This window comes from Salmonella sp. A1325 (assembly GCF_056991255.1).
The window spans coordinates 203,111-229,772 of the sequence record NZ_JAMLWO010000004.1 but is presented as its reverse complement, the minus strand read 5'-3'; the positions used below and the strand labels follow the sequence as shown (position 1 = coordinate 229,772).

Sequence of the window (26,662 nt, the reverse complement as noted above, 5' to 3'; positions counted from 1 at the left end):
GAGGCGGCCATGTCTGAGAAAACTTTTCTGGTGGAAATCGGCACTGAAGAGCTGCCACCAAAAGCCCTGCGCAGTTTGGCTGAGTCCTTTGCTGCGAACTTCACTGCGGAGCTGGATAACGCCGGCCTCGCGCACGGTAACGTTGAATGGTTTGCCGCCCCGCGTCGTCTGGCGCTGAAAGTGGCGAATCTTGCTGAATCGCAGCCCGATCGCGAAGTCGAAAAACGTGGTCCGGCGATTGCTCAGGCGTTCGACGCCGAAGGCAAACCGAGCAAAGCGGCAGAAGGCTGGGCGCGCGGCTGCGGGATCACCGTTGATCAGGCCGAGCGTCTGAAGACCGACAAAGGCGAATGGCTGCTGTATCGCGCCCACGTGAAGGGCGAAAGTACCGAAGCGCTGGTGCCGAACATGGTAGCCACCTCGCTGGCGAAACTACCGATCCCGAAACTGATGCGCTGGGGCGCGTCTGACGTCCACTTCGTGCGTCCGGTGCACACCGTGACCCTGCTGTTGGGCGATAAGGTCATTCCGGCGACCATCCTGGGCATTCAGTCTGACCGCATCATTCGCGGCCATCGCTTTATGGGTGAGCCGGAGTTCACTATCGACAATGCTGACCAGTACCCGCAAATTCTGCTGGAGCGCGGTAAAGTCATTGCGGACTACGAAGCGCGTAAAGCCAAAATCAAAGCGGACGCTGAAGAAGCAGCACGCAAGATTGGCGGTAATGCCGACCTGAGCGAAAGCCTGCTGGAAGAAGTCGCCTCGCTGGTGGAATGGCCGGTGGTATTGACGGCGAAATTCGAAGAGAAATTCCTCGCCGTGCCTGCCGAAGCGCTGGTGTACACCATGAAGGGCGACCAGAAGTATTTCCCGGTTTATGACAACGCGGGCAAGCTGCTGCCGAACTTTATCTTCGTCGCGAATATCGAATCGAAAGATCCGACCCAGATTATCTCCGGTAACGAGAAAGTGGTGCGTCCGCGTCTGGCGGATGCTGAATTCTTCTTCAATACCGACCGTAAAAAACGTCTGGAAGATCATCTGCCGCGTCTGCAAACCGTGCTGTTCCAGCAACAGCTGGGCACGCTGCGCGACAAGACCGACCGTATTCAGGCACTGGCAGGCTGGATTGCCGGTCAGATTGGCGCTGACGTTAACCACGCCACTCGTGCGGGCCTGCTCTCCAAGTGCGACCTGATGACCAACATGGTCTTCGAGTTCACCGACACCCAGGGCGTGATGGGGATGCACTACGCGCGCCATGATGGTGAAGCGGAAGATGTGGCCGTGGCGCTGAACGAGCAGTATCAGCCACGCTTTGCCGGTGATGACCTGCCGTCTAACCCGGTGGCCTGCGCGTTGGCGATCGCTGACAAGATGGATACTCTGGCGGGTATCTTCGGTATCGGTCAGCATCCGAAAGGCGACAAAGACCCGTTTGCGCTGCGTCGTGCCGCGCTGGGCGTGCTGCGCATCATCGTTGAGAAGAACCTCGCTCTTGATCTGCAAACGCTGACCGAAGAAGCGGCGCGTCTGTATGGCGACAAGCTGACCAATGCTAACGTAGTCGATGATGTGATCGATTTTATGCTGGGTCGCTTCCGCGCCTGGTATCAGGACGAAGGTTACACCGTCGACACCATCCAGGCGGTACTGGCGCGTCGTCCGACCCGTCCGGCAGATTTCGATGCTCGTATGAAAGCGGTATCGCACTTCCGCACCCTGGAAGAAGCCTCTGCGCTGGCGGCGGCGAACAAGCGCGTCTCCAACATCCTGGCGAAAGCCACTGAGCCGCTGAACGATATCGTCCACGCCTCCGTACTGAAAGAAGCGGCGGAAATTGAGTTGGCCAGACATCTGGTTGTGCTGCGTGATAAGCTTCAGCCGTACTTTGCCGATGGTCGTTATCAGGAAGCGTTGATTGAGCTGGCTGCTCTGCGCGCGCCGGTGGATGAATTCTTCGAAAATGTCATGGTTAACGCGGAAGAGAAAGATATCCGTATCAACCGCCTGACGCTGTTGTCGAAACTACGCGAACTGTTCCTGCAGGTTGCGGATATTTCGTTACTGCAATAAGCGTTCAGTTAATTAAACAAAAACCTGCTTTCGGGCAGGTTTTTTTATTTTTAACGTAATGGTAATTCCGTCAGACAGGTCTGGCTGTCATCTCTGGTGGCAATGGCATGTGACGCCGTTTTACCGTTGTAGCTTACTTCCAGCGTCCCTTCCATATTGCGCGGTAGCCAAACACCGATAAATCCGTTTCGATAGCTTTGCATCTCTTTTTGTACGATGACAGCGCCTTTACTGTCTGTCACTTTTACAGTGAACGGTTTATTCGGCATTTCTCCCTGACAGCCGGAAAGGCTGTGGTTAAAACAGGGGTGTGTCCGCCATTCATAGGGCGCAAAAGAGAGATAGAATTTGTCGCCTAACGGCAGCGTATAAATCTGCTCTCCGTCAGATAATTTGAGCTCGGTGCTGGTAATCGACGCGGAGTAAGGCAAAGGACGGCTCTGCGGCGTCTGATCAATCGTATCCACGATCTGCTCAACCGTTTTTCCCGCCAGCCCATGTTGCGCCAGAAAAGCGGATTCTGCGGATGCCGCAAGCGCGGAGCCGCTGGCGCATAAACCCAAAAGTAATAACCATGATGATTTCGACATAACTTCAATTCCTTGTGAACAATCTCCCTGCCTACTATAGGGGTTCCCCTAAGGGAAAGGTCAAAGGAACGCAGGGTAAAGTAATGCAAAGTTATGCTGGGGGAGAGGGGGAATTGGAATAAAAAAAATCCCCGCCATCAGGCAGGGATTCAAAATTCTGAGCTTTTTAAGCTTACAGGCTGGTTACGTTACCAGCTGCCGGGCCTTTAGCGCCGCTTTCGATGGTGAAGGAAACTTTCTGACCTTCGTCCAGAGATTTGTAACCATCGTTCTGAATAGCGGAGAAGTGTACGAACACGTCTTTAGAACCGTCATCAGGAGTAATAAAGCCGAAGCCTTTATCAGCGTTGAACCATTTTACGATACCAGTCATTTTACCGGACATAGTGTATTACCTTTTAAAAAATAAGTGTGCCTTTCGGCGTTATGGCGTGCTTTACAGATTTTTTAAGCGTTAAGGAAATGCGCACTACGAGGGGTATCTAATGGATAACTCTTGAAGGGACTTGCCTTACTAAACTGCTTTAATGGTCTGTACGTCAAACCGTTGAGCACATTAACTCATGTAATGCCGGGCGATGCAACTTTTATTTTACTTTATTTCTCCAGGTCAGGAATCGAGCGGGGAAAACGGTCCTTGCGCAGGACCGTTAAAACAGAAAGGGGTAAAAATTACTCCATCAATTGCTTACTTAAGCGTGGGTTTGCCTGTATCAGGCGCATCAATTTGAGCTCTGCTGGCGTGGGTTTTTCGCGTTTCGATTCCCATTCCTGAACCATGGCAACCGTTACGCCCAGCGCTCTGGCGAATTCATCTGTTTTTAGTCCCGTCCCTCTCCGTAACTGTTCAAATTCGGTAAAAGGATTGGGTTTTTGCGTCAGGGTGATCTTTCGCGTTTCATCTTTAAAAACAATTTGTTCCAGGCTGCTCAGCAGCTCAAACATCGGATCTTTATATTCCATTGAGAACTCCTGTAAATCACACAGCGGGATCGTGAAGTGCATCGAAGCCTCTTAAGAATAGTCGGGAAACTTGCGGGTGGGGGCGACGCGCCGCCAGGAAGCGCTATCGATTCGTTTCGATGCCTTACGCTACGCGACTTTTAGGACACTAACAATTTGATCCAGGAAGGTATATCCGTCTTTCAGAAAATAATTGTAAAGATTAAAAAAATATTACATTCCCCGCTGGAAAGCTTTCTTGCCGCGTTTTTTATCGTAGTGTCAGGTCGAAAATTAACAATAAAATAACAAATTAAGCATTGATGCAGATAAACATAATTTTCCGCTACAAGATCGCGTGGAAAGGGTATCCTGCAAGCCTGACCTGGACTATCCTTGTAAGCCGTCAGGCACGCAGGTGTCGTTGTGCGCATTTTTGGGTGAAAGGAGTATTAACAATGGCGACAGGTAAGTCCTGCTCTCGCTGGTTTGCGCCTGTTGTGGCGTTATTAATGGTGTTTAGCCTGAGCGGGTGTTTTGATAAAGAAGGCGATCAGCGCAAAGCGTTTGTCGATTTCCTGCAGAATACAGCAATGCGTAGCGGAGAGCGTTTACCAACGCTGACGGCCGATCAGAAAAAACAGTTTGGTCCGTTCGTGTCTGATTACGCGATACTGTATGGCTACTCGCAGCAGGTAAACCAGGCGATGGATTCCGGTCTGCGCCCGGTGGTCGATAGCGTTAACGCCATCCGCGTTCCGCAGGATTATATGACGCAACGTGAGCCGCTGCGGCAGGCAAATGGTTCGTTAGGCGTGCTGGCGCAACAGTTGCAGAATGCAAAACTGCAGGCTGATGCCGCGCATGGCGCGTTAAAGCAGGCCGATGACCTGAAACCTGTGTTTGATCAGGTCTACAAAAAAGTAGTCACCGTGCCGGCAGATGCTTTGCAGCCGCTGATCCCGGCGGCGCAGATCTTTACGCAGCAGTTGGTACAAGTGGGCGATTATATTGCGCAACAGGGCGAGCAGGTGAGCTTCGTCGCGAACGGCATTCAGTTCCCGACCTCACAGCAGGCCAGCCAATATAATGCGCTGATTGGGCCGTTAGCCTCGCAGCATCAGGCGTTTAATCAGGCCTGGACGGCGGCGGTAAACGCGACCCAGTAATGACAGTCTGCCCGATAAGCGCAAGCCAGCGCTTATCGGGCCTGTAGCGCTATCCCGCCGCCTGCGGATTGACGCAGTTCTTCTCTATTTTTCCCTGCAGCGCATCAATCAAATTATCCACCGCACAGGCCATCATGTTGTAGCGCGTCTCATGCGTTGCCGAGCCAATATGCGGCACCGCGACGACATTAGACATGTTCAGCAGGGGCGAATCCACGGATAGCGGTTCATGCTCAAAGATATCCAGACCTGCCGCATATATTTCACCGTTTTGCAGCGCGGCAATCAGCGCGTTTTCATCGACCACCGGGCCGCGCCCGGCATTAATAAAAATGGCGGACGATTTCATTTTGGCAAACTGTGTTGCGCCAAACAGATGTCGCGTTTCTGCCGTTAGCGGCAGGATCACGCAGACAAAATCAGCCTCCTGCAACAACGTATCCAGATCGCAGTAGCGGGCGTTAAACCGGTCTTCCGCCTCCTGATGCCGCCGACGGGCGTGATAGAGAACCGGCATGGTAAACCCAAAGTGCGCTCGCTGCGCCAGCGCCATCCCGATACGCCCCATCCCAACGATACCGAGTGTTTTGTGATGCACATCGACGCCAAACCATGCCGGGCCAATGCTTTCCGTCCATTCACCCGCTTTAACCCGTTCTGCGACGTCCACCACGCGGCGGGCAGTGGCCAGCATCAACGCCATCACCGTATCGGCAACGGTTTCCGTCAAAACGGCAGGCGTGTGCATCAGGACTATTTTGCGAGCAGTAAGGGCGTCCACCTCGACATTATCGTATCCCACCGAGATGGTCGACGCCGCGCGTAGCGCCGGCATTTTTTCCAGCAGCGCGCGGTTAACGGTTTCGCTGGCGCCCAGAAGGCCTTGCGCGCTGGCAAATGCCTGCGCGTGTCGCGCTACCGTTTCCGGATGCAGGTTCGGTACCTGGTTGACGGTAAAATGCGCCTCCAGGCGATGCAGCAAATCATCAGGCAGGGTTTTGTAGAGAATGATGGACGGCTTCATGCGACTCTCCGTAAATCAAAAGGTAAGCGCGGCATGCGCCAACCGGAACAGGCTTATTATTAACCCGTTTAGCCATCATCGACCAGCCAATTTCCCCGCTGTCGGCAGCCGTGTCGTGGTAAATAATGAATGAATACCGAGTAATGCGCGATGTGTCCGGTTTGGCGAGGGAATGGCGAGGGAGTAATGCAGGCCGGGTAAAGCATACCGCTTTACCCGGTACGGTAGTTTACTGCAATGGACTCAAGGTAATTTCGACGCGGCGGTTTTGCGCCTTACCTTCTGCCGTACTGTTGCTGGCGATCGGGTTCGCCGGACCCATTCCGCTGGTACGGATACGGCTGGCGTCGACGCCCTGGGTGATCAGCGAACTGGCGACGGAGTCAGCACGCTGCTGCGACAGACGCATATTCAGATCGTGGCTACCGGTACTGTCGGTGTAGCCCACCACATTGACGGCGGTCTTGGGATACTCTTTCAGCACCATCGCCACGCCGGTCAGCGTGTTAGCGCCTGCCGGTTTCAGCGTCGCGCTGCTGCTGTCGAAGGTGACATTATTCGGCATATTCAGAATGATATTATCGCCGCTTCGCGTCACGCTAACGCCTGTGCCCCGCATTTTGTCACGCAGTTTCGCTTCTTGTACGTCCATGTAGTAACCCACGCCGCCGCCCAGCGCCGCGCCAGCCGCCGCGCCAATCAGCGCGCCTTTACCGCGATCTTTTTTGGAGGAGGAGAGCGCGCCGATGCCTGCGCCGACCAGCGATCCAATACCCGCGCCAATGCCGGATTTACCTGCTTCGCGTTCGCCGGTGTAAGGGTTTGTTGTGCAGCCAGATACTGCCAGGGCGCCGCTCACGATGGCAGCAATCACAAATACACGTTTTTTCATCTTAAATCCTTATCACTTTTTTATTTTTACCACAGCGACCGTGGCGGTTGATTATGACGTCTGCACATGAAGAAAATTCCAGGGAAAACCCTGAAATTTGTAAGTAACATTGATCGGCAAAATAAATAATCCCAATAATTCAGGAGCGAACCTTGACCCACGTACCATCGCGTCATTCGGTATTGACCGCCGCACACTGGGGGCCAGTCCGCGTTGAAACCGACGGAGAACGCATTTTTGCCTCGTATGGTGAACTCCCGACGGTACACCAGAACTCCCTGCAAACCGTTGTGCATGACCAGGTGCACAGTAAAACGCGGGTTCGCTTCCCGATGGTGCGTAAAGGGTTCCTGGCTTCTCCCGATAAGCCGCAAGGCATACGCGGGCAGGATGAGTTTGTTCGCGTAAGTTGGGATGACGCGCTGGATCTGATCCACGCTCAGCACAAACGTATTCGCGAAAGTTATGGGCCATCGTCCATCTTCGCTGGCTCCTACGGTTGGCGTTCGAACGGCGTATTGCATAAAGCGGCTACGCTATTGCAGCGTTACATGGCGCTGGCGGGAGGGTATACCGGCCATCTTGGCGATTATTCCACCGGCGCGGCGCAGGCTATCATGCCTTATGTAGTGGGTGGCAACGAGGTTTACCAGCAGCAGACTAGCTGGCCGGTGGTGCTGGAACACAGCGAGGTGGTGGTGCTCTGGAGCGCGAACCCGCTGAATACTCTGAAAATTGCCTGGAACGCCTCGGATGAACAGGGGCTCGACTATTTTGCGGCGTTGCGACAAAGCGGCAAGCGCCTGATCTGCATCGATCCGATGCGATCGGAAAGCGTCGACTTTTTTGGCGATAAGATGGAGTGGATCGCCCCACATATGGGCACCGATGTGGCGTTAATGTTGGGAATCGCCCATACGCTGGTGGAAAACGGTTGGCAGGATGAAGCGTTCCTTGCCCGCTGCACAACGGGTTATGACCGCTTCGCCGACTATCTTTTGGGCACGACCGACGGTACGGCCAAAACAGCGGAATGGGCGGCGGAAATTTGCGGCGTTTCTGCGGTGAAAATCCGCGAACTGGCGGAAATATTTCATCATAACACCACCATGTTGATGGCCGGTTGGGGAATGCAGCGTCAGCAGTTCGGCGAGCAAAAGCACTGGATGATCGTCACGCTGGCCGCAATGCTGGGGCAAATTGGTACGCCTGGCGGCGGGTTTGGTTTTTCTTATCATTTTGCTAACGGCGGAAACCCGACGCGCCGCGCCGCCGTGTTAGCCTCGATGCAGGGAAGCATCCCTGGCGGGGTCGATGCGGTAGATAAAATACCGGTGGCGCGTATTGTCGAGGCGCTGGAAAACCCCGGTGGGTTTTACCAACACAATGGGATGGATCGCCGCTTCCCGGATATTCGTTTTATCTGGTGGGCGGGCGGCGCGAACTTTACCCATCATCAGGATACTAACCGTCTGATTCGCGCGTGGCAAAAACCGGAACTGGTCGTTATCTCGGAATGTTTCTGGACGGCCGCCGCGAAACACGCGGATATTGTTCTGCCTGCGACCACCAGCTATGAGCGTAACGATTTAACCATGACCGGCGACTATAGCAATCAACATTTGGCGCCGATGAAGCAGGTCGTGTTGCCCCGGTGGGAGGCGCGGAATGATTTTGACGTTTTTGCTGAACTGAGCGAACGGTGGGAAGCCGGCGGTTACGCTCGGTTCACCGAAGGAAAAAGTGAGCTGGCGTGGCTGGAGACTTTCTACAATATTGCCGCCCAGCGTGGCGCCAGCCAGGGGGTGACGCTGCCGCCGTTTGCCGCATTCTGGCAGGCTAACCGTTTACTGGAGATGCCGGAAAATCCCGCCAACGCGCAGTTTGTGCGCTTCGCGGATTTTCGCCGCGATCCTGATAACCATCCGCTAAAAACGGCTAGCGGCAAAATCGAAATCTATTCTGCGCGCATTGCCAGCTATGGTTACGCGGATTGTCCCGGTCATCCGATGTGGCTGGTACCGGATGAGTGGCACGGGAACGCCGATGCGAGGCAGGTTCAGCTACTTTCCGCGCATCCGGCGCACCGTCTGCATAGCCAGCTTAACTACAGTTCGTTACGGGAGCGGTATGCGGTAGCCGGACGCGAACCGGTGACGATTCATCCGCAGGATGCGACAACGCGCGGAATCGTCGATGGCGATACGGTACGCGTCTGGAATCATCGCGGGCAGGTTCTGGCGGGCGCGGTCGTTACCGACGGAATTCGGCCTGGCGTTATCTGTATTCACGAAGGCGCATGGCCGGACCCTGAACCTACCGCAGGCAGCATATGCAAAAACGGCGCGGTAAACGTCCTGACAAAAGATCTTCCCAGTTCCCGGCTGGGGAACGGTTGTGCGGGCAACACCGCGCTGGTCTGGTTTGAGAAATATACCGGCCCGGCGCTACCGCTTACGGCGTTTGATCCGCCTGCCAACTCATAATCCAGGTGGGGTGGGCGGTATCCTCCTGCCAGGCGCTATCTTCAATACGAAAACCAAGCGCATGGTAGAAGTTTACGGCGGATTGATTTTTCTGGTAAACCTCAAGGCTCAGCAGAGGAAAACGTTGCTGGACATATTCCAGAAGCGCTTTGCCAATGCCGTGTCTTAACGCGTCGGGGGCGACAAACAGCGCCCCGACAAAACGGGCTTCCAGTACGCTGACGAAGCCTTTCAGTTGTCCATTTTCCTCCCATACCCAGGTTTGCGCGGCGGGTAAATAGACATCGCGTACAATTGCTTCGCTCTCGTGCCAGTAACGTTCTTCGATAAAGGGATGGGCATAAATGGTACTTTTCATCCACAGCGCCAGAATAGACGCCATGTCTTCACTCTGGGATTTGCGAATCATGTTTTTCTCCCGGATGGCAAAAACAGCCGGTAATATGGTCGTTGACCAGTCCGCACGCCTGCATAAAGGAGTAACAGATAGTCGTACCGACAAACTTGAAACCGCGTTTTTTCAATGCCTTAGCAAGCGCATCGGACGCAGGTGTTGAGGTAGGGATCTCATCCAGGCTGGCCGCCTGGGTGATCTGCGGCTGGCCATCAACGAATGACCAGACAAAATCGGCGAAAGACTCGCCGTTTTGCTCCATCGCAAGCCAGGCGCGGGCGTTACTGATAATGGCCTGAATTTTACCGCGATGTCGTATGATGCCCGTGTTCTGCAGCAGGCGTTCAACATCCTCCTCCTGCATAGCTGCGATGCGTACCGGGTCAAACTGATGAAAACAGGCGCGGTAGTTCTCCCTCTTTTTAAGCACGGTGATCCAGGATAAACCGGCCTGCTGACCTTCAAGACAGATCATTTCAAACAGCTTTCTGCTATCGGTTTCCGGCACGCCCCACTCGTTATCATGATAGGCAATATAAAGGGGGTCCTGGCTGACCCAGTCGCAACGCTGCATAGACTTCCTCGTTATTGTGGTTACCGCGAAAATTTCCTTCAACCCGCCTTGACGGGCTCGCTAAAAGGACAATAGTTAATACAGGGCTGATGCCCGACATCCTTCATTCAATGACAATAATATCGCCGAATTCGGCTCTACTCTGGAGTCGCGTTGATGATTGTAAGAAAACGCCGTGGTCGCCGGACATTGCGTTGTCTGGCGGGCCTTATGGCCTGCTCGTTTTTTATCAATACCACGTATGCCTGGCAACAAGAATATATCGCTGAAGCGGCTCCGGGGCATACGACGGAACGCTATACCTGGGACAGCGATCACCAACCGAATTACAACGACATACTGGCCGAACGTATTCAGTCTACGCAAAATACGGTGGGGCCGGTGCTTAGCCTGGCGGATGAAACCCCGCTTGATGCGACCAGCGGTATCAGTATGGGCTGGAATTTTCCGCTTTCCCGACGCGTGACCACTGGGCCGGTCGCGGCGCTGCATTACGACGGTTCGACGTCATCAATGTATAACGAATATGGCGATAGCGCGACGATATTAGCGCTTACCGATCCGTTATGGCACGCCAGCGTCAGTACGTTAGGCTGGCGGGTAAACTCGCAGTTCGGCGATGTCCGTCCCTGGGCGCAAATTAGCTATAACCAACAGTTTGGGGAAAATATCTGGAAAGCGCAGTCCGGGTTGAGTCGTATGACCGCAGGAAATCAGGCGGGAAATTGGCTGGATGTCACCGTAGGCGCGGACGTGTTACTTAACCCGTACATGGCGGCGTATGCGGCATTTTCCCAGGCGGAAAATAGCGCTACGGATAGCGATTATTTGTATACCCTGGGGGTGAGCGCTCGCTTTTAACGAGATAAACCGCCGCCTGGACTTATTAGAAGTTCATCTAATACCCTGTCTATATATTTACAAAAATATATAGGTCAATCACATTCTCTATAGACACTTTTTGCGCTTCCTGTGGTCTACTTAGCCGCGCTGGTAGACTTTCTCACATCTGCGTTAGCCGCATATTTACCTGTTTGATTAAAAAATCGTTGTACAGGTCGTTTTTATCCCGATTCCCAGGGTTTGTTTGCATGAGATACATTAAATCGATGACGCAGCAGAAACTTAGTTTCTTGCTTGCGCTCTATATCGGTCTGTTTATGAATTGCGCCGTGTTTTACCGCCGTTTCGGCAGTTATGCGCAAGAATTTACCATTTGGAAAGGCCTCTCCGCAGTTGTCGAACTTGGCGCCACGGTGCTGGTCACTTTCTTCTTACTTCGTCTTCTTTCACTGTTTGGCCGACGCGTCTGGCGTGTGCTGGCCACGCTGGTGGTGCTGTTTTCCGCTGGCGCCAGTTATTACATGACCTTCCTGAACGTGGTGATTGGCTACGGCATTATTGCGTCTGTTATGACCACCGATATCGATCTCTCGAAAGAGGTGGTGGGGCTGCACTTCGTATTGTGGCTGATTGCCGTGAGCGTGCTTCCGCTCATCTTTATCTGGAGTAACCACTGTCGCTACACGTTGTTGCGCCAGCTACGTACGCCGGGGCAGCGTTTTCGCAGCGCCGCTGTAGTGGTACTCGCAGGCGTAATGGTGTGGGCGCCTATCCGCCTGCTGGATATACAGCAAAAAAAGGTTGAACGGGCGACAGGTATCGACTTACCCAGCTATGGCGGCGTGGTGGCGAACTCCTATCTGCCTTCAAACTGGTTATCTGCGTTAGGGCTGTATGCCTGGGCGCAGGTAGATGAGTCGTCGGACAATAATTCGTTAATAAACCCGGCCAGGAAATTTACCTATGTTGCGCCGAAGGATGGGGATGACACCTACGTCGTTTTCATTATCGGTGAGACGACCCGTTGGGATCACATGGGGATTTTCGGCTACGAGCGTAATACCACGCCGAAGCTGGCGCAGGAAAAAAATCTGGCGGCGTTCCGCGGCTATTCCTGCGATACCGCGACGAAGCTTTCTTTACGCTGTATGTTTGTACGGGAAGGCGGGGCGGATAATAACCCGCAGCGTACGTTAAAAGAGCAGAATGTTTTTGCCGTACTCAAACAGCTCGGATTCAGTTCCGATCTGTACGCCATGCAGAGCGAGATGTGGTTCTATAGCAATACCATGGCGGATAATATCTCCTACCGCGAGCAGATCGGCGCCGAGCCGCGTAACCGCGGTAAAACGGTTGATGACATGCTGTTGATTGATGAGATGCAGAACTCGCTTGCCCAGAACCCGGAGGGTAAGCATCTGATTATCCTGCATACTAAGGGGTCGCATTTTAACTATACGCAACGTTATCCGCGCAGCTACGCTCAGTGGAAGCCCGAATGTATTGGGGTCGATAGCGGCTGCACGAAAGCGCAGATGATCAACTCTTACGATAACTCCGTGACCTATGTGGATCACTTTATTACCAGTGTGTTCGATCAGCTACGTGATAAAAAAGCGATTGTGTTCTACGCGGCTGACCACGGCGAGTCGATTAACGAACGCGAACATTTGCACGGTACGCCGCGCAATATGGCGCCGCCGGAGCAATTCCGTGTTCCGATGCTGGTATGGATGTCGGATAAATATCTTGCCAGTCCGCAACATGCGCAGATGTTCGCTCACCTGAAGCAGCAGGCGGAGATCAAAGTGCCGCGTCGTCATGTGGAGCTATACGATACGATAATGGGCTGCCTGGGGTATACATCGCCGAATGGCGGCATTAACCAGAACAACAACTGGTGCCATATTCCCGATGCGCAGAAAGTCGCCGCGAAGTAGGTTGTCTGCCGACTTTCTCGCCGATTGAATTGTATTTTGCGACTAAGGGATTGACGGGCGTGCGCCTGAGCAGTAAGATGCGCCCGCATTCGGTGATTGGCGCAGCCTGGTAGCGCACTTCGTTCGGGACGAAGGGGTCGGAGGTTCGAATCCTCTATCACCGACCAAATTCAGAAACCCTGCTCAACGAGCAGGGTTTTTTGCATCTGAAGCCTGACGAGGATGAGAACCTCCGGGGGCAAGAGGTTCGACTCGAGCGCAGCGAGAGAACGTTGCGTCAGCAACGGCCCGCAGGGCGAGCCACGCAGTGGCGAGTCATCCTCTATCACCGACCAAATTCAGAAACCCTGCTCAACGAGCAGGGTTTTTTGCATCTGAAGCCTGACGAGGATGAGAACCTCCGGGGGCAAGAGGTTCGACTCGAGCGCAGCGAGAGAACGTTGCGTCAGCAACGGCCCGCAGGGCGAGCCACGCAGTGGCGAGTCATCCTCTATCACCGACCAAATTCAGAAACCCTGCTCAATGAGCAGGGTTTTTTTGTATCTGAAGCCTGACGAGGATGAGAACCTCCGGGGGCAAGAGGTTCGACTCGAGCGCAGCGAGAGAACGTTGCGTCAGCAACGGCCCGCAGGGCGAGCCACGCAGTGGCGAGTCATCCTCTATCACCGACCAAATTCAGAAACCCTGCTCAATGAGCAGGGTTTTTTTGTATCTGAAGCCTGACGAGGATGAGAACCTCCGGGGGCAAGAGGTTCGACCCGAGCGAAGCGAGAGAACGCCAAGGCTACTGGCAAAGTTTATCGACCCGCTTGAAGAGCAGCGCGACAGCCAGGAGAAAGTCCGCCGCGTCAGGATGAATACGTTTAAAAATGTCGCCGCAAACTGGTATGAAATGAAAAAAGCGGTGGGGCTGAAACCCCATACGTTGCAGGATATCTGGAACTCGTTAAACCGGTATGTGTTTCCCCATATCGGAGAGATCAACATTGATGAACTCACGGCACAGCAGGTTATTGCAGCGCTGGAGCCTTGTCGCGCAGACGGTAAGCTGGAAACCGTAAAGCGAATGACGCAGCGGAGTGAACCGGCGTCACTTTGTGCATCAGGCGCATCCAAAGTGACGCCCCGGCCAGATACACTGGCGTTTGTCGGGCGAATTCCGGCGTTTTGGGCGCAGGTGAAGCAGATTAATTGTTGCTGGCATCTGTCACCGTTTTAGAGCAGACATACTTGAAAACTTCAAGTTCGCACAATCGTAGCTTTCGGCAGCTGCCCTTTTTCAGGCATCGCCTGAAGGCTCTTTTGCAGTCCCGGGACTGCGTCAGTTGCTGTAAACATAGCATTCAGGATGCAATGGTCAAGCAATTGTTTATTGTAATATTTTGATAATTAATGGTTTTATCATTCATGCGAGAGCATGATGTATTATGCGTTTTGAGACGGATACTGAAATTTTGGATGCGCCGCAGGCGTTTGTATTGATAATACAATTAACTATTCGCTCAGGTTGTCCTTCTCTCTTCCTGGATTGTTAAATTAAACAGGTGCCGACCCGATTATGTTTCCTGTCAGTGATTTGCTGGATTTACAAACACTTTCTGAATCAGTTGAACTGGAGTTTAAGCTGGCGCAGGGAGCGGATGGTAAAGGTAAGCTGCCGGAGGATTTCTGGCGAACATACAGCGCGATGGCGAATACCCGTGGTGGCTATGTCGTGCTGGGCGTCAGAGAAAAGAAAGGGAACTTTATCGTTGAGGGGATCGGCGATATTGCTACTGTTATGAAGCAACTGTTTGATATTGCCAATAACAAGAAAAAAGTAAATGTCAATTTACTGACCGATCAATCGGTACAGGTCATTAATCTTGATAATAAAATGGTCATTGTCATTGAGATCCCCATAGCAAGACGTGAGCAAAAACCGGTCTATCTTAATAACCAGCCGATGACGGAAACATACATCCGTCGCCACGAAGGGGACTGCCACTGTTCTGAAGAGCAAATCAAAAGAATGCTCGCGGAGCAGGTCGAGGATAGTCGTGATGACCGGATCCTGGCAGGGTTTGATTTCAGCGATATCGATCAGGACAGTTTGCGTGCTTACCGTAACCTCTTTGCGGTTGCGAAGCCTCAGCATCCCTGGCTGGAGCTGGATATCATCGATTTATTCAGGAACATTGGTGGCTGGCGAAAAAACCGCCAGAGCGGGGAAGAAGGCATCACTCTTGCGGCTATCCTGATGTTTGGTACCTGGAATGCTATTCAGGATGCGGTTCCAAACTATTTTGTTGATTATCGTGAGCGGGATGACACGCAACCGGATTCCCGCTGGATCGACCGCATCTATCCGGATGGTTCATGGTCAGGCAATATTTTCGATTTTTATCGCCGGACATATCGAAAGCTCATTTCCGACCTTAAGGTGCCTTTTGAATTGCAGGATGGCATTCGGCTGGATGAAACCAAGGTTCATGAAGCTATCCGCGAGGCGCTTGTTAATACTCTGGTGCATGCTGATTACACGGGCCGAAGCTCTATCCTGGTCGTCAGGCGGCCGGATCTTTTTGGCTTCCGTAATCCTGGGCTAATGCGGATACCGCCGGAAATTGCAGTGAAGGGCGGGGAAAGCGATTGCCGTAACCGCCGTATGCACCAGATGTTCTTAATGATTGGCGCAGGTGAACGTGCAGGATCTGGTGTGCCCAAAATCATGAGCGGTTGGAAATGGGCGAACTGGCGCACACCAAAATTGTATGAGAAAACAGAGCCTTCTGAACAAACACTGCTTGAGCTGTCGACGGTAAGTCTTGTATCACAGGAGGTGACTGAGCGGCTTGATGATTTATTTGGTCAACGTTTTCATTTGCTTGATGATCTCGAACGAATGATCGTTATCACGGCGGCGACAGAAGGTTGGGTAAACCATGAGAGAGCATGTCAGCTCACAAGCAGACATTCCCGTGATGTTACCCTGGCATTTCCAAAGTTAGTGGATAAGGGCTTTCTTGTCGCCAGTGGTGAAAAGCGAGATAAATCATACAGCTTACCTGGAATGGAGTTGCCGTCTCCGGAAGAAGTTTTCGCTAATGCGTTAAGCTCTACATCGAACTTAACGCATAACGCACAGGACTTAACGCATAGTGACATCAGCTTAACGCATAGCGCTCCTGACTTAGGGGATAGTCATCAGGGAAGAGATGAACACGGCAGATTTATCAGTCACTTGCTAGATAAACCGTTTATTGATGATCTTGACGAACTGAGCGATGGATTTCGGGATGTACTTGAAGCATTAGCTGCGCCATCGCGGGAGCACCGTCGGCTGGAAGCCGGGGTAATGAAGGCGCTGCTTGTCCAGTTGTGCGATGGGCACTATTTATCTGTCGCGGTAATGGAAATATTGTTGGGACGTAAGGCGCAGAGTATTCGCCAGAATTACTTAAAACCTATGGTGGATTCAAAGCAACTGAAGCTGGCGTTTCCTAACAAGCCGAATTCACCAAGACAGGGGTATACGCTATCTTAGTAGGCTTCTGGCTGTTGGGTCGCTCTCTGAGCGGCTTTTTTGCGTCTGTAGCTCAGCTATCTTCTACGCGTTTTATCGCGAAGTGGACGCTCGCACCACCAGTTCAGGCATGATCCCGTCGCTGTGACTGACCTTCTTGCCCGCCAGCAAATCAAATAATAGTGTGATTGCCTGTCGCGCCACCTCATCAAGATGCATATTCACTGCCGTCAGCGGCGGCAGCGATTCGCGCGCGCGGATACCGTCATAGCGGGTAACCACTCGCATTTGTTCAGGTATGGCGATGTCTTGTTCCTGAAAAGCGCGTACCGCGCCGCTGGCAAAGGTATCGATCAGCACCAGCACCCCGTCAACGTCGGGATGCGCCTGTAATAGCTGCTGCGCGGCCTGGTAGCCGGCATTTTCACCCTCGCTTTCATTGAGAGAGTAGACGACGGGGGCCTGGCGTCCCGCGCACCAGCGCTGGTAAGCCGCTTCGCTCTCCAGAACTGATGTTCGCCGTGTGTTACCGACAAATAGCGCACATTTGCTGGCGCCGGAGGCCTCCAGATGAGCGAGCAGAAGCTGTGCTGTTGCCGCCGAGTGCAGCTCAACCCACGGCACAGGTGTGTCGGTGCCCGGCGTGCGGCCAATGGTGACGCAGGGAATGCCCGCTTGCGCCAGCGCCTGGAGCTGCGGGTCGTTCTCCGCCGGCTCAATCAGGATCGCCGCGTCAAAGCTGACGGCATCCAGTGGATTTGCCCCCGGCGGCACCAGAATCAGCGCATGCTGTTTTTCCAGCGCCATCATCGCGGACGTTAACGCCACCTCCATCATAAATCCCAGTCGTGACGCGCCGGAGGCAATTGTCAGCGGCACCGAAGAGAGCAAGGCAATGGTATTGGTTTTGCCGGTTCGCAACTGGCGGGCGCGAATATTCGGCGTGTAGTTGAGCGCAACAATGGCCTCTTCAATACGCCGTCGCGTCTGCGGCTCGACAAAGCGGGTGTTGTGCAAGGCATTGGATACTGTCCCTGGCGACACGCCTGCATGGCGGGCAACATCAATCAACTTTGCGCGTTTTTTATTTTGAACAGCCATCTGCTTCCTGACCTGCGAAAATTTGCGCACAGGGTAGCATATTTACCAGACGGTAACGTTTGCTTTTTTTCAGTGAGGATCGTAAAAAACTCTTCATTAAAACGTTTTAATGGGGTATTTTGGCGCAAATTTATTCCTCAGGAGGCGATGTGGCACACTTAACTCAGGACTCGACTTTCACCCTTGGACGCCGTCCGGCGGGCCTTATCTACGCTGATAATGCGAAGAGCTTTGGCGGCTATACGCTTTTTGCGCCGCAAACCGCCGAAGGGCGGGTTTACCTGGTGGACGAGCAGGGCGAAGTCGCGCATCAGTGGCAGCTTCCGGTTCGCGCCGGGCGTGATGCGGTGCTGCTGCCGAACGGTAATCTGGGTTATAACGGCAGCCACCGCACTTCAGCGAACCTCTATCCGGCATGGGATCTCTGGCACGGCGGCGACTTCTACGAAGTGACGCCGGATAACGAAATCGTCTGGCATTACGAAGATATTTACCATCACCACGATGCGCAGTGGCTGGAAAACGGTAACCTGCTGTATACCGCCGCGTCGCCGTTACCTGCCGATATCGCCGCCCGTGTTACCGGCGGCGACCCGCGCCGCGATGCGCCGGACGGCATCATTCAGAGCGACGTCGTCAAAGAGGTCAATCGCGACGGTGAAGTGGTCTGGGAATGGCGTGCCTGGGAGCATTTGAATCCGGAAGATTTCCCGATTCATGATATTTTCGACCGCCGCCACTGGCCGATGATTAACGGCCTGTCCGTCACCCGTGATGGCCTGGTACTGATGAGCCTGCGTACCACTTCCGGTGTCATTGCCGTGGATAAAGAGAGCGGGAAGGTTATCTGGCATGCAGGGCCGGAAGTCGTAGCGCAGCAGCACACGCCGGTTGAGATGGAGAACGGGTCGATTCTGGTTTTCGATAACGGCAACCTGCGTCCCGGCGTCACCTCGCCGCATTCCACGGTGCTGGAGTTCGATCCGCAGACCAAAGCGATTACCTGGCAGTATCGCGATATCTTCCCGCCGGCGTTTTTCTCGCCGTATATGGGGAGCGCGCAGCGGCTGGCGAACGGCAACACCTTTATCTGTGAATCGGCGTTTGGCCGCCTGTTTGAAGTTACTCCGGAAGGCGAAACGGTATGGGAATATATCATTCCGTTCTTTAATGAATATCCGGAGCACCTCAGTAAAGGCATTATTCCTGGAAAACAGAACAGCGCCTTCCGTGCGCATCGCTATGCCGCTGATGCCATTAGTTGGTTGAAATAATGCAGACCGCCAGCCCGCGCTGGCGGTTATTTTTTTGATGTTTTATGGGAGTTAATCATGCCGCAGCCTGGCCTTACTACGCCGGATAACGATGCATTACCCTGGCAAACCACCTTACTTTTGGCGCTTCAGCATGTGCTGGTCGTTGCCGCCACCCCCATTACCTCCGTCTTCCTGATCGCCAAAGCGCTCCACTTTACCGATACGGTGACCGCCTCGGTACTTAGCGCGACCTTTCTGATGTGCGGTCTGGGCGCTATTTTGCAAAGCCTGGGTGTGAAAGGGGTGGGCGCGCGTTTGCCGTTTATTATGGTACCGGGGGGCGCGCCGATTGCGATTTTCGTTGCGATCGCTTTACAGACCAATATCCAGACCGCGATTGGCGCCGTAATTCTGACCTCGCTGTTCTACTTTATCGCGTTGCCGATTTTCCGCCGCTGCCTGCACCATTTTCCCCCCTTTATCATTGGCATCATGCTGCTAATGGTGTCGATTAACCTTATTCGCCTGTACGGCGGGTTGATCATTGGCCAGCCAGGGAGCGCCGACTTCGCTCATCCAACCAGTATCATTTTATCGCTGGGGACTATCCTGATAACGCTGATTTTCGCGCTGGCGTTTAGCGGTATTTTGCGCCAGCTGGCGGTGATGTTCGGCCTTTTAGCGGGGACGCTGCTGGGAATGGCGCTGGGCAGCACCGATTTTAGCGGTGTTAGTCACGGACCGCTGTTTAGTTTCCCACAGCTTTTGCCGTTCGGCTGGCCGATTTTTGATCTCTCCGCCTCGCTGCCGTTGCTGATTTACGCGGTCATCTCTATGGCTGAAGCAACCGGGCAAACGATTGCGACCGCGGAAATAGTCAATTCCACGCAAAATGTGCAGCAGGCGATTCCACGTACCATTCGTGGTGATGCGGTAATGTCGCTGCTGGGGGGGATTTTTGGCACCTCCTTAATTATCACCTCCGGCGAAAATATTGGGGTGGTACGCACCACTAATGTGAAATCGCGTTTCGTGACTGCGGCTGCCGGAGGATTGTTAATCCTGATTGCCATATTCGCGCCGCTGGTACGTCTGGCGACCTGTCTGCCAGGTTCGGTGGTGTGCGGTACGGCGGTGATTGTCTTCAGCATTATCGGGGTTATCGGTATTGATATGATTGCGCGTGAGCCACTGCATACGCCGGGTAAAACCTACGCGCTGGCGATGGGGCTGGCCATGGGAATGCTACCTATACTGGTACCCGGCCTGTATCAGAATTTCCCGGCGGGCGTACAGATGGTCTTTGGCAACGGCATGGCAGCGGGGACGTTGACGGCGATTCTGGTGAACTCGTTGTTTAACTGGAGCGAAAAGCGCACGCAGGCCAGGGTCAAAAGTTAGTTTTTGTGATCGCGGTAGGCCGCACGACGGCCTACTTATTTACAATTTTGTGACATATTCGATGGTGTTTTTCAATGTCCGGATAACTCTTTTTTGCACACGGCTTATGGATAACCTCAGCATTTTCGCCTGTGCGTTTTAGCGTTAGTGGTATTAATCGCTCAGATAATCAACATATCGAAAGAAATTTTTCAATTAATGTCTAATTGTTAATCACTAACTGTTGCAAAATATTAAGTGAATAACTCTGCCTTTCTGCCTATAGCACAAATTTCCCTGCTGAAAATACCCTTCTGAACTTTTTTTAATCTTTGTTTGTTAATTCTCACCGTTGTTGTAAAAGCTGGTTACCTGTATTGACGTTTTGACATTCTATTGACAGATTGTAGGGAATGAGGGGCATTTTATGGAGAATCCGCACTGCAACTCAGTCGATTATGCGAACGGAATCCCCACCTCTCACTACTGACCTGACCAGGTAAAAAACAAAAAAGGCCGGGCGGTAAAAGCCTTTGCAAAGGGCAAAACAACATACATCACAATTGGAGCAGAAGAATGAGTATTTCCTTGAAGAAGTCAGGGATGCTGAAGCTTGGTTTGAGCCTGGTGGCCATGACCGTTGCAGCAAGCGTGCAGGCCAAAACCCTGGTTTATTGTTCAGAAGGCTCGCCGGAAGGCTTTAACCCACAGCTCTTTACGTCTGGCACCACCTATGATGCCAGCTCCGTACCTATCTATAACCGTCTGGTTGAATTCAAAACCGGCACCACGGAAGTGATCCCGGGTCTTGCTGAGAAGTGGGATATCAGCGAAGACGGTAAAACCTATACGTTCCACCTACGTAAAGGGGTGAAATGGCAATCCAGCAAGGATTTCAAACCTACGCGCGAGCTGAACGCCGATGATGTCGTGTTCTCTTTTGACCGGCAGAAAAACGAGCAGAACCCGTACCATAAAGTGTCTGGCGGCAGCTATGAATACTTTGAAGGCATGGGGTTGCCGGATCTGATTAGCGAAGTGAAGAAGGTAGACGATCACACGGTGCAGTTTGTGCTGACGCGTCCGGAAGCGCCGTTCCTTGCCGATTTAGCCATGGACTTCGCCTCTATTCTTTCTAAAGAATATGCTGACAACATGCTGAAAGCCGGTACGCCGGAAAAAGTGGATCTGAACCCGGTCGGCACTGGCCCGTTCCAACTGGTGCAATATCAGAAAGATTCCCGCATTCTCTACAAAGCCTTTGACGGCTACTGGGGCACGAAGCCGCAGATCGACCGCCTGGTCTTCTCCATCACGCCTGACGCCTCTGTGCGTTACGCCAAACTGCAGAAGAACGAATGTCAGGTGATGCCGTATCCGAACCCGGCGGATATTGCGCGCATGAAAGAAGATAAAAACATCAACCTGATGGAGCAGGCTGGCCTGAACGTGGGTTATCTCTCCTATAACGTGCAGAAAAAACCGCTGGATGACGTCAAAGTTCGCCAGGCGTTGACCTATGCCGTGAATAAAGAGGCCATCATCAAAGCCGTTTATCAGGGCGCGGGCGTTGCGGCGAAAAACCTGATCCCGCCGACAATGTGGGGCTACAACGACGATATTAAAGACTACGGCTACGATCCGGAAAAAGCGAAGGCGCTGCTGAAAGAAGCCGGTCTGGAAAAAGGCTTCACCATCGATCTGTGGGCGATGCCGGTACAGCGTCCCTATAACCCGAATGCGCGTCGTATGGCGGAAATGATCCAGGCGGACTGGGCGAAGATTGGCGTTCAGGCCAAAATTGTCACCTATGAATGGGGCGAATACCTCAAGCGCGCTAAAGATGGCGAGCACCAGACGGTGATGATGGGCTGGACCGGCGATAATGGCGATCCGGATAACTTCTTCGCCACGCTGTTCAGCTGCGATGCCGCCCAGCAAGGCTCCAACTATTCAAAATGGTGTTATAAGCCGTTTGAAGACCTGATTCAGCCTGCGCGTGCGACCGATGACCACAACAAGCGTATTGAGCTCTATAAACAGGCCCAGGTTGTGATGCATGACCAGGCGCCAGCGCTGATCATCGCTCACTCCACGGTTTATGAGCCAGTGCGTAAAGAAGTTAAAGGCTATGTGGTTGATCCATTAGGCAAACATCACTTCGAAAACGTCTCTGTCGAATAATTAAAAGAGCGCTGCGCCCCGGTGTTGTGTAGGCCGGATAAGCGCAGCGCCATCCGGCGTAATGCTTTATCCGCGATGCAGTTTGCGTGGGATAAGATTTGTGAGCAATACAGACTCACGGTTCCAGGCCGTGCGTCATGAGAGAGAATTCGGGTTATGTTGCAGTTCATTCTCCGACGTTTGGGACTCGTTATCCCGACGTTTATCGGTATTACCCTTCTCACCTTTGCCTTTGTCCACATGATCCCCGGCGATCCGGTGATGATCATGGCGGGTGAGCGAGGTATTTCCCCTGAGCGTCATGCTCAACTGCTGGCTGAACTCGGTCTTGATAAACCGATGTGGCAGCAGTACCTCCATTATATCTGGGGGGTGATGCATGGCGATTTAGGCATCTCGCTGAAAAGCCGAATCCCTGTATGGGACGAGTTCGTACCTCGCTTTAAAGCGACGCTGGAACTTGGCGTCTGCGCCATGATTTTTGCCGTCGCCGTGGGGATTCCGGTGGGCGTGCTGGCCGCAGTGAAGCGCGGTTCTATCTTCGATCACACTGCCGTTGGCCTGGCGCTGACCGGTTACTCTATGCCTATCTTCTGGTGGGGCATGATGCTGATCATGCTGGTCTCCGTCCACTGGAACCTGACGCCGGTTTCCGGGCGCGTGAGCGATATGGTGTTCCTTGATGATACCAATCCGTTGACGGGCTTTATGCTGATCGACACCGCTATCTGGGGCGAAGAGGGTAACTTTATTGATGCGCTGGCGCATATGATCCTGCCTGCGATGGTGCTCGGCACAATCCCGCTGGCCGTCATTGTGCGTATGACCCGTTCGTCGATGCTGGAAGTGCTGGGGGAGGATTACATCCGTACCGCACGCGCCAAAGGGTTGACCAGGATGCGCGTCATTATCGTCCATGCTCTGCGTAACGCCATGCTGCCAGTCGTCACCGTGATCGGCCTGCAGGTCGGGACGCTGCTGGCGGGCGCAATTCTGACAGAAACTATCTTCTCGTGGCCCGGTCTGGGGCGCTGGCTGATTGATGCGCTGCAACGCCGCGATTATCCGGTAGTGCAGGGCGGCGTGTTACTGGTAGCGACGATGATTATTCTCGTCAACCTGCTGGTAGACCTGCTGTACGGCGTGGTGAACCCGCGTATTCGGCATAAGAAGTAAGGGGCCATCATGTCACAGGTTACTGAAAATAATGTTAATGCCGCACCGGCGCCCATGACGCCATTGCGGGAGTTCTGGCACTATTTTAAACGCAACAAAGGCGCGGTCGTCGGGCTGGCGTATGTTCTCATCGTGATCCTGATTGCGGTGTTTGCCAACTTTATTGCGCCGTACAACCCGGCAGAGCAGTTCCGCGATGCGCTGCTGGCGCCGCCGGTCTGGCAGGAAGGCGGCAGTTGGGCGCATATTCTGGGAACGGATGATGTTGGTCGCGATGTCCTCTCGCGCCTGATGTATGGCGCGCGTTTGTCACTGCTGGTCGGCTGTCTGGTGGTCGTCCTGTCGCTGGTAATGGGGATTATTCTCGGCCTGGTCGCGGGCTACTTCGGCGGTCTGGTCGATAACATCATCATGCGCGTGGTCGATATTATGCTGGCCCTGCCGAGCCTGCTGCTGGCGCTGGTGCTGGTGGCGATCTTCGGCCCCTCCATCGGCAACGCGGCGCTGGCGTTGACGTTTGTGGCGCTGCCGCACTATGTCCGCTTAACCCGCGCGGCGGTTCTGGTAGAGGTGAACCGCGATTATGTGACTGCCTCCCGCGTGGCGGGCGCAGGCGCAATGCGTCAGATGTTCGTCAATATTTTCCCGAACTGCCTTGCGCCGCTGATTGTTCAGGCATCGCTCGGTTTCTCTAACGCCATTCTCGATATGGCCGCCCTCGGCTTTCTTGGCATGGGCGCACAGCCGCCTACGCCGGAATGGGGCACCATGCTCTCTGACGTATTGCAGTTCGCGCAAAGCGCCTGGTGGGTCGTGACCTTCCCGGGGCTGGCGATTCTGCTGACGGTACTGGCATTTAACCTGATGGGTGACGGTCTGCGTGACGCGCTCGATCCCAAACTGAAGCAGTAAGAGGTTCGAGATGGCGTTATTAAATGTAGATCAATTATCGGTGCACTTCGGCGACGAAGGGACACCGTTTAAAGCCGTCGACCGCATTAGCTACAGCGTGAAGCAGGGTGAGGTGGTCGGTATTGTCGGCGAGTCTGGTTCCGGCAAATCCGTCAGCTCGCTGGCGATTATGGGGCTTATCGATTACCCAGGCCGCGTGATGGCGGAAAACCTGCTCTTTAACGGACAGGATCTGAAGCGCATTTCCGAGAAGGAACGTCGCAACCTGGTGGGTGCTGAAGTGGCGATGATTTTCCAGGACCCGATGACCAGCCTCAATCCTTGCTATACCGTTGGCTTTCAGATTATGGAAGCCATCAAGGTACATCAGGGCGGGAACAAGAAAACCCGTCGTCAGCGAGCGATTGACCTGTTGAACCAGGTGGGCATTCCCGATCCGGCTTCTCGTCTGGATGTCTATCCGCATCAGCTTTCTGGCGGCATGAGTCAGCGCGTGATGATTGCGATGGCAATAGCCTGTCGACCAAAGCTGTTAATTGCCGATGAACCGACCACGGCGCTGGATGTGACCATTCAGGCGCAAATCATTGAGCTGCTACTGGAGTTGCAGCAAAAAGAGAACATGGCGCTGGTGCTGATTACCCATGACCTGGCGCTGGTGGCGGAAGCGGCGCACAAAATTATCGTCATGTACGCCGGGCAGGTCGTCGAAACCGGCGCTGCGCAGGATATTTTCCGCGCGCCGCGTCATCCCTACACCCAGGCACTGCTACGCGCGTTACCAGAGTTTGCTCAGGACAAAGCGCGTCTGGCGTCGCTGCCGGGTGTGGTGCCGGGGAAATATGACCGACCGACGGGTTGTCTGCTTAACCCGCGCTGCCCCTACGCCACGGACAGATGTCGTGCGGAAGAACCTGCTCTCAACCAACTGGACGATGGACGTCAGTCAAAATGTCATTACCCACTCGATGATGCCGGGAGGCCCACACTATGAGTACGCATGAGGCCACCTTGCAACAGCCGCTGTTGCGGGCTATCGACCTGAAAAAACACTATCCGGTGAAGAAGGGGATCTTTTCTCCGGAACGGCTGGTAAAAGCGCTGGATGGCGTGTCGTTTAATCTCGAACGCGGTAAAACGCTGGCCGTAGTGGGGGAGTCCGGTTGTGGAAAATCCACACTGGGCCGCCTGCTGACGATGATTGAAACGCCAACCGGCGGCGAGCTTTATTACCAGGGGCAGGATCTGCTTAAACACGATCCGCACGCGCAGAAACTGCGGCGGCAGAAAATTCAGATTGTGTTTCAGAACCCCTACGGTTCCCTGAACCCACGCAAGAAAGTGGGGCAAATTCTGGAAGAGCCGTTGCTGATCAATACCAGCCTGAGTAAAGCGCAGCGTCGTGAAAAAGCGCTGGCGATGATGGCGAAGGTGGGGCTGAAAACCGAGCACTACGACCGCTATCCGCATATGTTCTCCGGCGGCCAGCGTCAGCGTATCGCTATCGCCCGTGGTCTAATGCTTGATCCGGACGTAGTGATTGCCGACGAACCGGTCTCCGCGCTCGACGTGTCGGTGCGCGCCCAGGTGCTGAACCTGATGATGGATTTGCAACAGGATATGGGGCTGTCTTATGTCTTTATCTCCCACGACCTGTCGGTGGTGGAACACATTGCCGATGAAGTGATGGTCATGTACTTAGGCCGCTGCGTGGAGAAAGGGACCAAAGAGCAGATTTTTAACAATCCACGTCATCCCTATACCCAGGCGTTGCTCTCCGCCACGCCGCGGCTGAATCCGGACGATCGCCGTGAGCGGATTAAGCTGACCGGCGAGTTGCCAAGTCCGCTGAACCCGCCGCCGGGCTGCGCCTTCAACGCCCGCTGCCGCCGTCGCTTCGGACCCTGCACGCAGTTACAGCCGCAGCTTAAAGAGTACGACGGCCAGTTGGTGGCCTGCTTTGCCGTCGATCAGGATGAAAACCCGCAGAAACCGTTGAGTTAATTGCGTTTTATGCCGGATGGCGGCTGCGCCTTATCAAGCCTACACCGTACCTGTAGGCCTGGTAAGCGTAGCGCCACGGGGCATGGCTCTCCGGTACGACTTAGAGCCTATCCCATTAGGGCTATTTTACTTGCCATTTTGGTCCTGGGCAGTGCTCAAAATCCTCACGTACTACGTGTACGCTCCGGTTTTTGCGCGCTGTCCGTGTCCA

Annotated in this window: 22 protein-coding genes, 1 tRNA gene and 3 other RNA genes; 18 read left to right on the top strand and 8 right to left on the bottom strand. The window is 53.8% G+C overall.

Annotated features, from left to right (window positions below; translation table 11 throughout):
- Window positions 1-9: 9 nt before the first annotated feature.
- Window positions 10-2,079, top strand: a complete 2,070-nt coding sequence (glyS, locus tag NAZ64_RS10365; RefSeq protein WP_001291734.1) for a glycine--tRNA ligase subunit beta — start codon at window positions 10-12, stop codon at window positions 2,077-2,079.
- Between the two features lie 50 nt (window positions 2,080-2,129).
- Here the strand turns inward: glyS and cueP are convergent, their stop codons facing one another.
- The 3 genes from cueP to NAZ64_RS10350 form a co-directional block, all read right to left on the bottom strand.
- Window positions 2,130-2,669 carry a copper-binding periplasmic metallochaperone CueP gene (gene cueP / locus NAZ64_RS10360; RefSeq protein ID WP_000047140.1) on the bottom strand — a complete coding sequence of 180 codons (540 nt, stop codon included), beginning with the start codon at window positions 2,667-2,669 and terminating at the stop codon, window positions 2,130-2,132.
- A gap of 172 nt (window positions 2,670-2,841) precedes the next feature.
- Window positions 2,842-3,054, bottom strand: coding sequence for a transcription antiterminator/RNA stability regulator CspE (gene cspE, locus NAZ64_RS10355; protein WP_000014594.1), 213 nt, complete (start codon window positions 3,052-3,054; stop codon window positions 2,842-2,844).
- A 287-nt stretch (window positions 3,055-3,341) separates the two neighbouring features.
- Window positions 3,342-3,632, bottom strand: coding sequence for an HTH-type transcriptional regulator (locus NAZ64_RS10350; protein ID WP_000455790.1), 291 nt, complete (start codon window positions 3,630-3,632; stop codon window positions 3,342-3,344).
- A gap of 437 nt (window positions 3,633-4,069) precedes the next feature.
- Here NAZ64_RS10350 and NAZ64_RS10345 point away from each other — a divergent pair, with 437 nt between their 5' ends.
- Window positions 4,070-4,780, top strand: a complete 711-nt coding sequence (locus NAZ64_RS10345; RefSeq protein WP_000190524.1) for a DUF3053 domain-containing protein — start codon at window positions 4,070-4,072, stop codon at window positions 4,778-4,780.
- Between the two features lie 49 nt (window positions 4,781-4,829).
- Here the strand turns inward: NAZ64_RS10345 and ghrB are convergent, their stop codons facing one another.
- Window positions 4,830-5,804 carry a glyoxylate/hydroxypyruvate reductase GhrB gene (gene ghrB, locus NAZ64_RS10340; protein ID WP_483640927.1) on the bottom strand — a complete coding sequence of 325 codons (975 nt, stop codon included), beginning with the start codon at window positions 5,802-5,804 and terminating at the stop codon, window positions 4,830-4,832.
- 229 nt (window positions 5,805-6,033) lie between these two features.
- The gene (locus tag NAZ64_RS10335) at window positions 6,034-6,696 is read right to left on the bottom strand and encodes an OmpA family lipoprotein (RefSeq protein WP_000747548.1); all 663 of its coding nucleotides are present in this window, start codon (window positions 6,694-6,696) and stop codon (window positions 6,034-6,036) included.
- 152 nt (window positions 6,697-6,848) lie between these two features.
- Here NAZ64_RS10335 and NAZ64_RS10330 point away from each other — a divergent pair, with 152 nt between their 5' ends.
- Entirely contained in the window at window positions 6,849-9,182 is a 2,334-nt protein-coding gene (locus tag NAZ64_RS10330) for a molybdopterin guanine dinucleotide-containing S/N-oxide reductase (RefSeq protein ID WP_411022274.1), read from the top strand.
- Here NAZ64_RS10330 and NAZ64_RS10325 read toward each other — a convergent pair.
- Both NAZ64_RS10325 and tag read right to left on the bottom strand, forming a co-directional pair.
- Window positions 9,151-9,591, bottom strand: a complete 441-nt coding sequence (locus NAZ64_RS10325; protein WP_000619902.1) for an N-acetyltransferase — start codon at window positions 9,589-9,591, stop codon at window positions 9,151-9,153. The two genes, NAZ64_RS10330 and NAZ64_RS10325, sit on opposite strands and share 32 nt — an antisense overlap.
- Entirely contained in the window at window positions 9,569-10,150 is a 582-nt protein-coding gene (gene tag, locus NAZ64_RS10320) for a DNA-3-methyladenine glycosylase I (protein WP_001188416.1), read from the bottom strand. The genes NAZ64_RS10325 and tag overlap by 23 nt, the downstream gene beginning before the upstream one ends.
- Before the next feature lie 156 nt (window positions 10,151-10,306).
- On the opposite strand from tag, the gene NAZ64_RS10315 reads away from it, so the two are divergent.
- From NAZ64_RS10315 to NAZ64_RS10280, 8 genes are all read left to right on the top strand, one after another.
- On the top strand, window positions 10,307-11,011 hold the full coding sequence (locus tag NAZ64_RS10315) for an autotransporter outer membrane beta-barrel domain-containing protein (RefSeq protein ID WP_220569570.1): 705 nt from the start codon (window positions 10,307-10,309) through the stop codon (window positions 11,009-11,011).
- Between the two features lie 230 nt (window positions 11,012-11,241).
- Window positions 11,242-12,933: a kdo(2)-lipid A phosphoethanolamine 7''-transferase gene (gene eptB, locus NAZ64_RS10310; RefSeq protein WP_001269258.1), complete on the top strand. Its 1,692-nt coding sequence runs from the start codon at window positions 11,242-11,244 to the stop codon at window positions 12,931-12,933.
- A 90-nt stretch (window positions 12,934-13,023) separates the two neighbouring features.
- A tRNA-Pro gene (locus tag NAZ64_RS10305) sits at window positions 13,024-13,100 on the top strand.
- A gap of 34 nt (window positions 13,101-13,134) precedes the next feature.
- A non-coding RNA gene (locus tag NAZ64_RS10300) (RtT sRNA) lies at window positions 13,135-13,268 on the top strand.
- Window positions 13,269-13,302: 34 nt separating this feature from the next.
- Window positions 13,303-13,436, top strand: a non-coding RNA gene (locus NAZ64_RS10295) — RtT sRNA.
- 35 nt (window positions 13,437-13,471) lie between these two features.
- A non-coding RNA gene (locus NAZ64_RS10290) (RtT sRNA) lies at window positions 13,472-13,605 on the top strand.
- Between the two features lie 19 nt (window positions 13,606-13,624).
- Window positions 13,625-14,152 (top strand): phage integrase central domain-containing protein, encoded by a 528-nt coding sequence (locus NAZ64_RS10285; RefSeq protein ID WP_483640926.1) that lies wholly within the window; start codon window positions 13,625-13,627, stop codon window positions 14,150-14,152.
- A 339-nt stretch (window positions 14,153-14,491) separates the two neighbouring features.
- Window positions 14,492-16,459 carry an AlbA family DNA-binding domain-containing protein gene (locus NAZ64_RS10280; RefSeq protein ID WP_220569572.1) on the top strand — a complete coding sequence of 656 codons (1,968 nt, stop codon included), beginning with the start codon at window positions 14,492-14,494 and terminating at the stop codon, window positions 16,457-16,459.
- A 72-nt stretch (window positions 16,460-16,531) separates the two neighbouring features.
- Here the strand turns inward: NAZ64_RS10280 and NAZ64_RS10275 are convergent, their stop codons facing one another.
- Window positions 16,532-17,539, bottom strand: a complete 1,008-nt coding sequence (locus NAZ64_RS10275; protein ID WP_220569573.1) for a LacI family DNA-binding transcriptional regulator — start codon at window positions 17,537-17,539, stop codon at window positions 16,532-16,534.
- Window positions 17,540-17,688: 149 nt separating this feature from the next.
- Between NAZ64_RS10275 and NAZ64_RS10270 the strand changes: the two genes are divergently transcribed.
- The 7 genes from NAZ64_RS10270 to dppF all read left to right on the top strand — a co-directional run bounded on the left by NAZ64_RS10270 (window position 17,689) and on the right by dppF (window position 26,451).
- Window positions 17,689-18,813, top strand: a complete 1,125-nt coding sequence (locus tag NAZ64_RS10270) for an aryl-sulfate sulfotransferase (protein ID WP_076935825.1) — start codon at window positions 17,689-17,691, stop codon at window positions 18,811-18,813.
- Window positions 18,814-18,870: 57 nt separating this feature from the next.
- Complete coding sequence (locus NAZ64_RS10265) at window positions 18,871-20,196, top strand: uracil-xanthine permease family protein (protein WP_001136079.1); 1,326 nt, start codon at window positions 18,871-18,873, stop codon at window positions 20,194-20,196.
- Between the two features lie 555 nt (window positions 20,197-20,751).
- The gene (gene dppA, locus NAZ64_RS10260) at window positions 20,752-22,359 is read left to right on the top strand and encodes a dipeptide ABC transporter periplasmic-binding protein DppA (RefSeq protein WP_000028047.1); all 1,608 of its coding nucleotides are present in this window, start codon (window positions 20,752-20,754) and stop codon (window positions 22,357-22,359) included.
- Window positions 22,360-22,515: 156 nt separating this feature from the next.
- Window positions 22,516-23,535: a dipeptide ABC transporter permease DppB gene (gene dppB / locus NAZ64_RS10255; RefSeq protein WP_000938843.1), complete on the top strand. Its 1,020-nt coding sequence runs from the start codon at window positions 22,516-22,518 to the stop codon at window positions 23,533-23,535.
- Between the two features lie 9 nt (window positions 23,536-23,544).
- Complete coding sequence (gene dppC / locus NAZ64_RS10250) at window positions 23,545-24,447, top strand: dipeptide ABC transporter permease DppC (protein WP_000084690.1); 903 nt, start codon at window positions 23,545-23,547, stop codon at window positions 24,445-24,447.
- Between the two features lie 10 nt (window positions 24,448-24,457).
- On the top strand, window positions 24,458-25,441 hold the full coding sequence (gene dppD, locus NAZ64_RS10245) for a dipeptide ABC transporter ATP-binding protein (protein WP_001196509.1): 984 nt from the start codon (window positions 24,458-24,460) through the stop codon (window positions 25,439-25,441).
- A complete protein-coding gene (gene dppF, locus NAZ64_RS10240) occupies window positions 25,438-26,451 on the top strand; it encodes a dipeptide ABC transporter ATP-binding subunit DppF (RefSeq protein WP_000103561.1) in 1,014 nt (337 codons plus the stop codon). The genes dppD and dppF overlap by 4 nt, the downstream gene beginning before the upstream one ends.
- Window positions 26,452-26,662: the final 211 nt, after the last annotated feature.

Coding starts and splice junctions, on each gene's coding strand:
- glyS (WP_001291734.1), top strand. CDS start 10: ATGTCTGAGAAAACTTTTCTGGTGGAAATCGGCACTGAAGAGCTGCCA.
- cueP (WP_000047140.1), bottom strand. CDS start 2,669: ATGTCGAAATCATCATGGTTATTACTTTTGGGTTTATGCGCCAGCGGC.
- cspE (WP_000014594.1), bottom strand. CDS start 3,054: ATGTCCGGTAAAATGACTGGTATCGTAAAATGGTTCAACGCTGATAAA.
- NAZ64_RS10350 (WP_000455790.1), bottom strand. CDS start 3,632: ATGGAATATAAAGATCCGATGTTTGAGCTGCTGAGCAGCCTGGAACAA.
- NAZ64_RS10345 (WP_000190524.1), top strand. CDS start 4,070: ATGGCGACAGGTAAGTCCTGCTCTCGCTGGTTTGCGCCTGTTGTGGCG.
- ghrB (WP_483640927.1), bottom strand. CDS start 5,804: ATGAAGCCGTCCATCATTCTCTACAAAACCCTGCCTGATGATTTGCTG.
- NAZ64_RS10335 (WP_000747548.1), bottom strand. CDS start 6,696: ATGAAAAAACGTGTATTTGTGATTGCTGCCATCGTGAGCGGCGCCCTG.
- NAZ64_RS10325 (WP_000619902.1), bottom strand. CDS start 9,591: ATGATTCGCAAATCCCAGAGTGAAGACATGGCGTCTATTCTGGCGCTG.
- tag (WP_001188416.1), bottom strand. CDS start 10,150: ATGCAGCGTTGCGACTGGGTCAGCCAGGACCCCCTTTATATTGCCTAT.
- NAZ64_RS10315 (WP_220569570.1), top strand. CDS start 10,307: ATGATTGTAAGAAAACGCCGTGGTCGCCGGACATTGCGTTGTCTGGCG.
- eptB (WP_001269258.1), top strand. CDS start 11,242: ATGAGATACATTAAATCGATGACGCAGCAGAAACTTAGTTTCTTGCTT.
- NAZ64_RS10285 (WP_483640926.1), top strand. CDS start 13,625: ATGAGCAGGGTTTTTTTGTATCTGAAGCCTGACGAGGATGAGAACCTC.
- NAZ64_RS10280 (WP_220569572.1), top strand. CDS start 14,492: ATGTTTCCTGTCAGTGATTTGCTGGATTTACAAACACTTTCTGAATCA.
- NAZ64_RS10275 (WP_220569573.1), bottom strand. CDS start 17,539: ATGGCTGTTCAAAATAAAAAACGCGCAAAGTTGATTGATGTTGCCCGC.
- NAZ64_RS10265 (WP_001136079.1), top strand. CDS start 18,871: ATGCCGCAGCCTGGCCTTACTACGCCGGATAACGATGCATTACCCTGG.
- dppA (WP_000028047.1), top strand. CDS start 20,752: ATGAGTATTTCCTTGAAGAAGTCAGGGATGCTGAAGCTTGGTTTGAGC.
- dppB (WP_000938843.1), top strand. CDS start 22,516: ATGTTGCAGTTCATTCTCCGACGTTTGGGACTCGTTATCCCGACGTTT.
- dppC (WP_000084690.1), top strand. CDS start 23,545: ATGTCACAGGTTACTGAAAATAATGTTAATGCCGCACCGGCGCCCATG.
- dppD (WP_001196509.1), top strand. CDS start 24,458: ATGGCGTTATTAAATGTAGATCAATTATCGGTGCACTTCGGCGACGAA.
- dppF (WP_000103561.1), top strand. CDS start 25,438: ATGAGTACGCATGAGGCCACCTTGCAACAGCCGCTGTTGCGGGCTATC.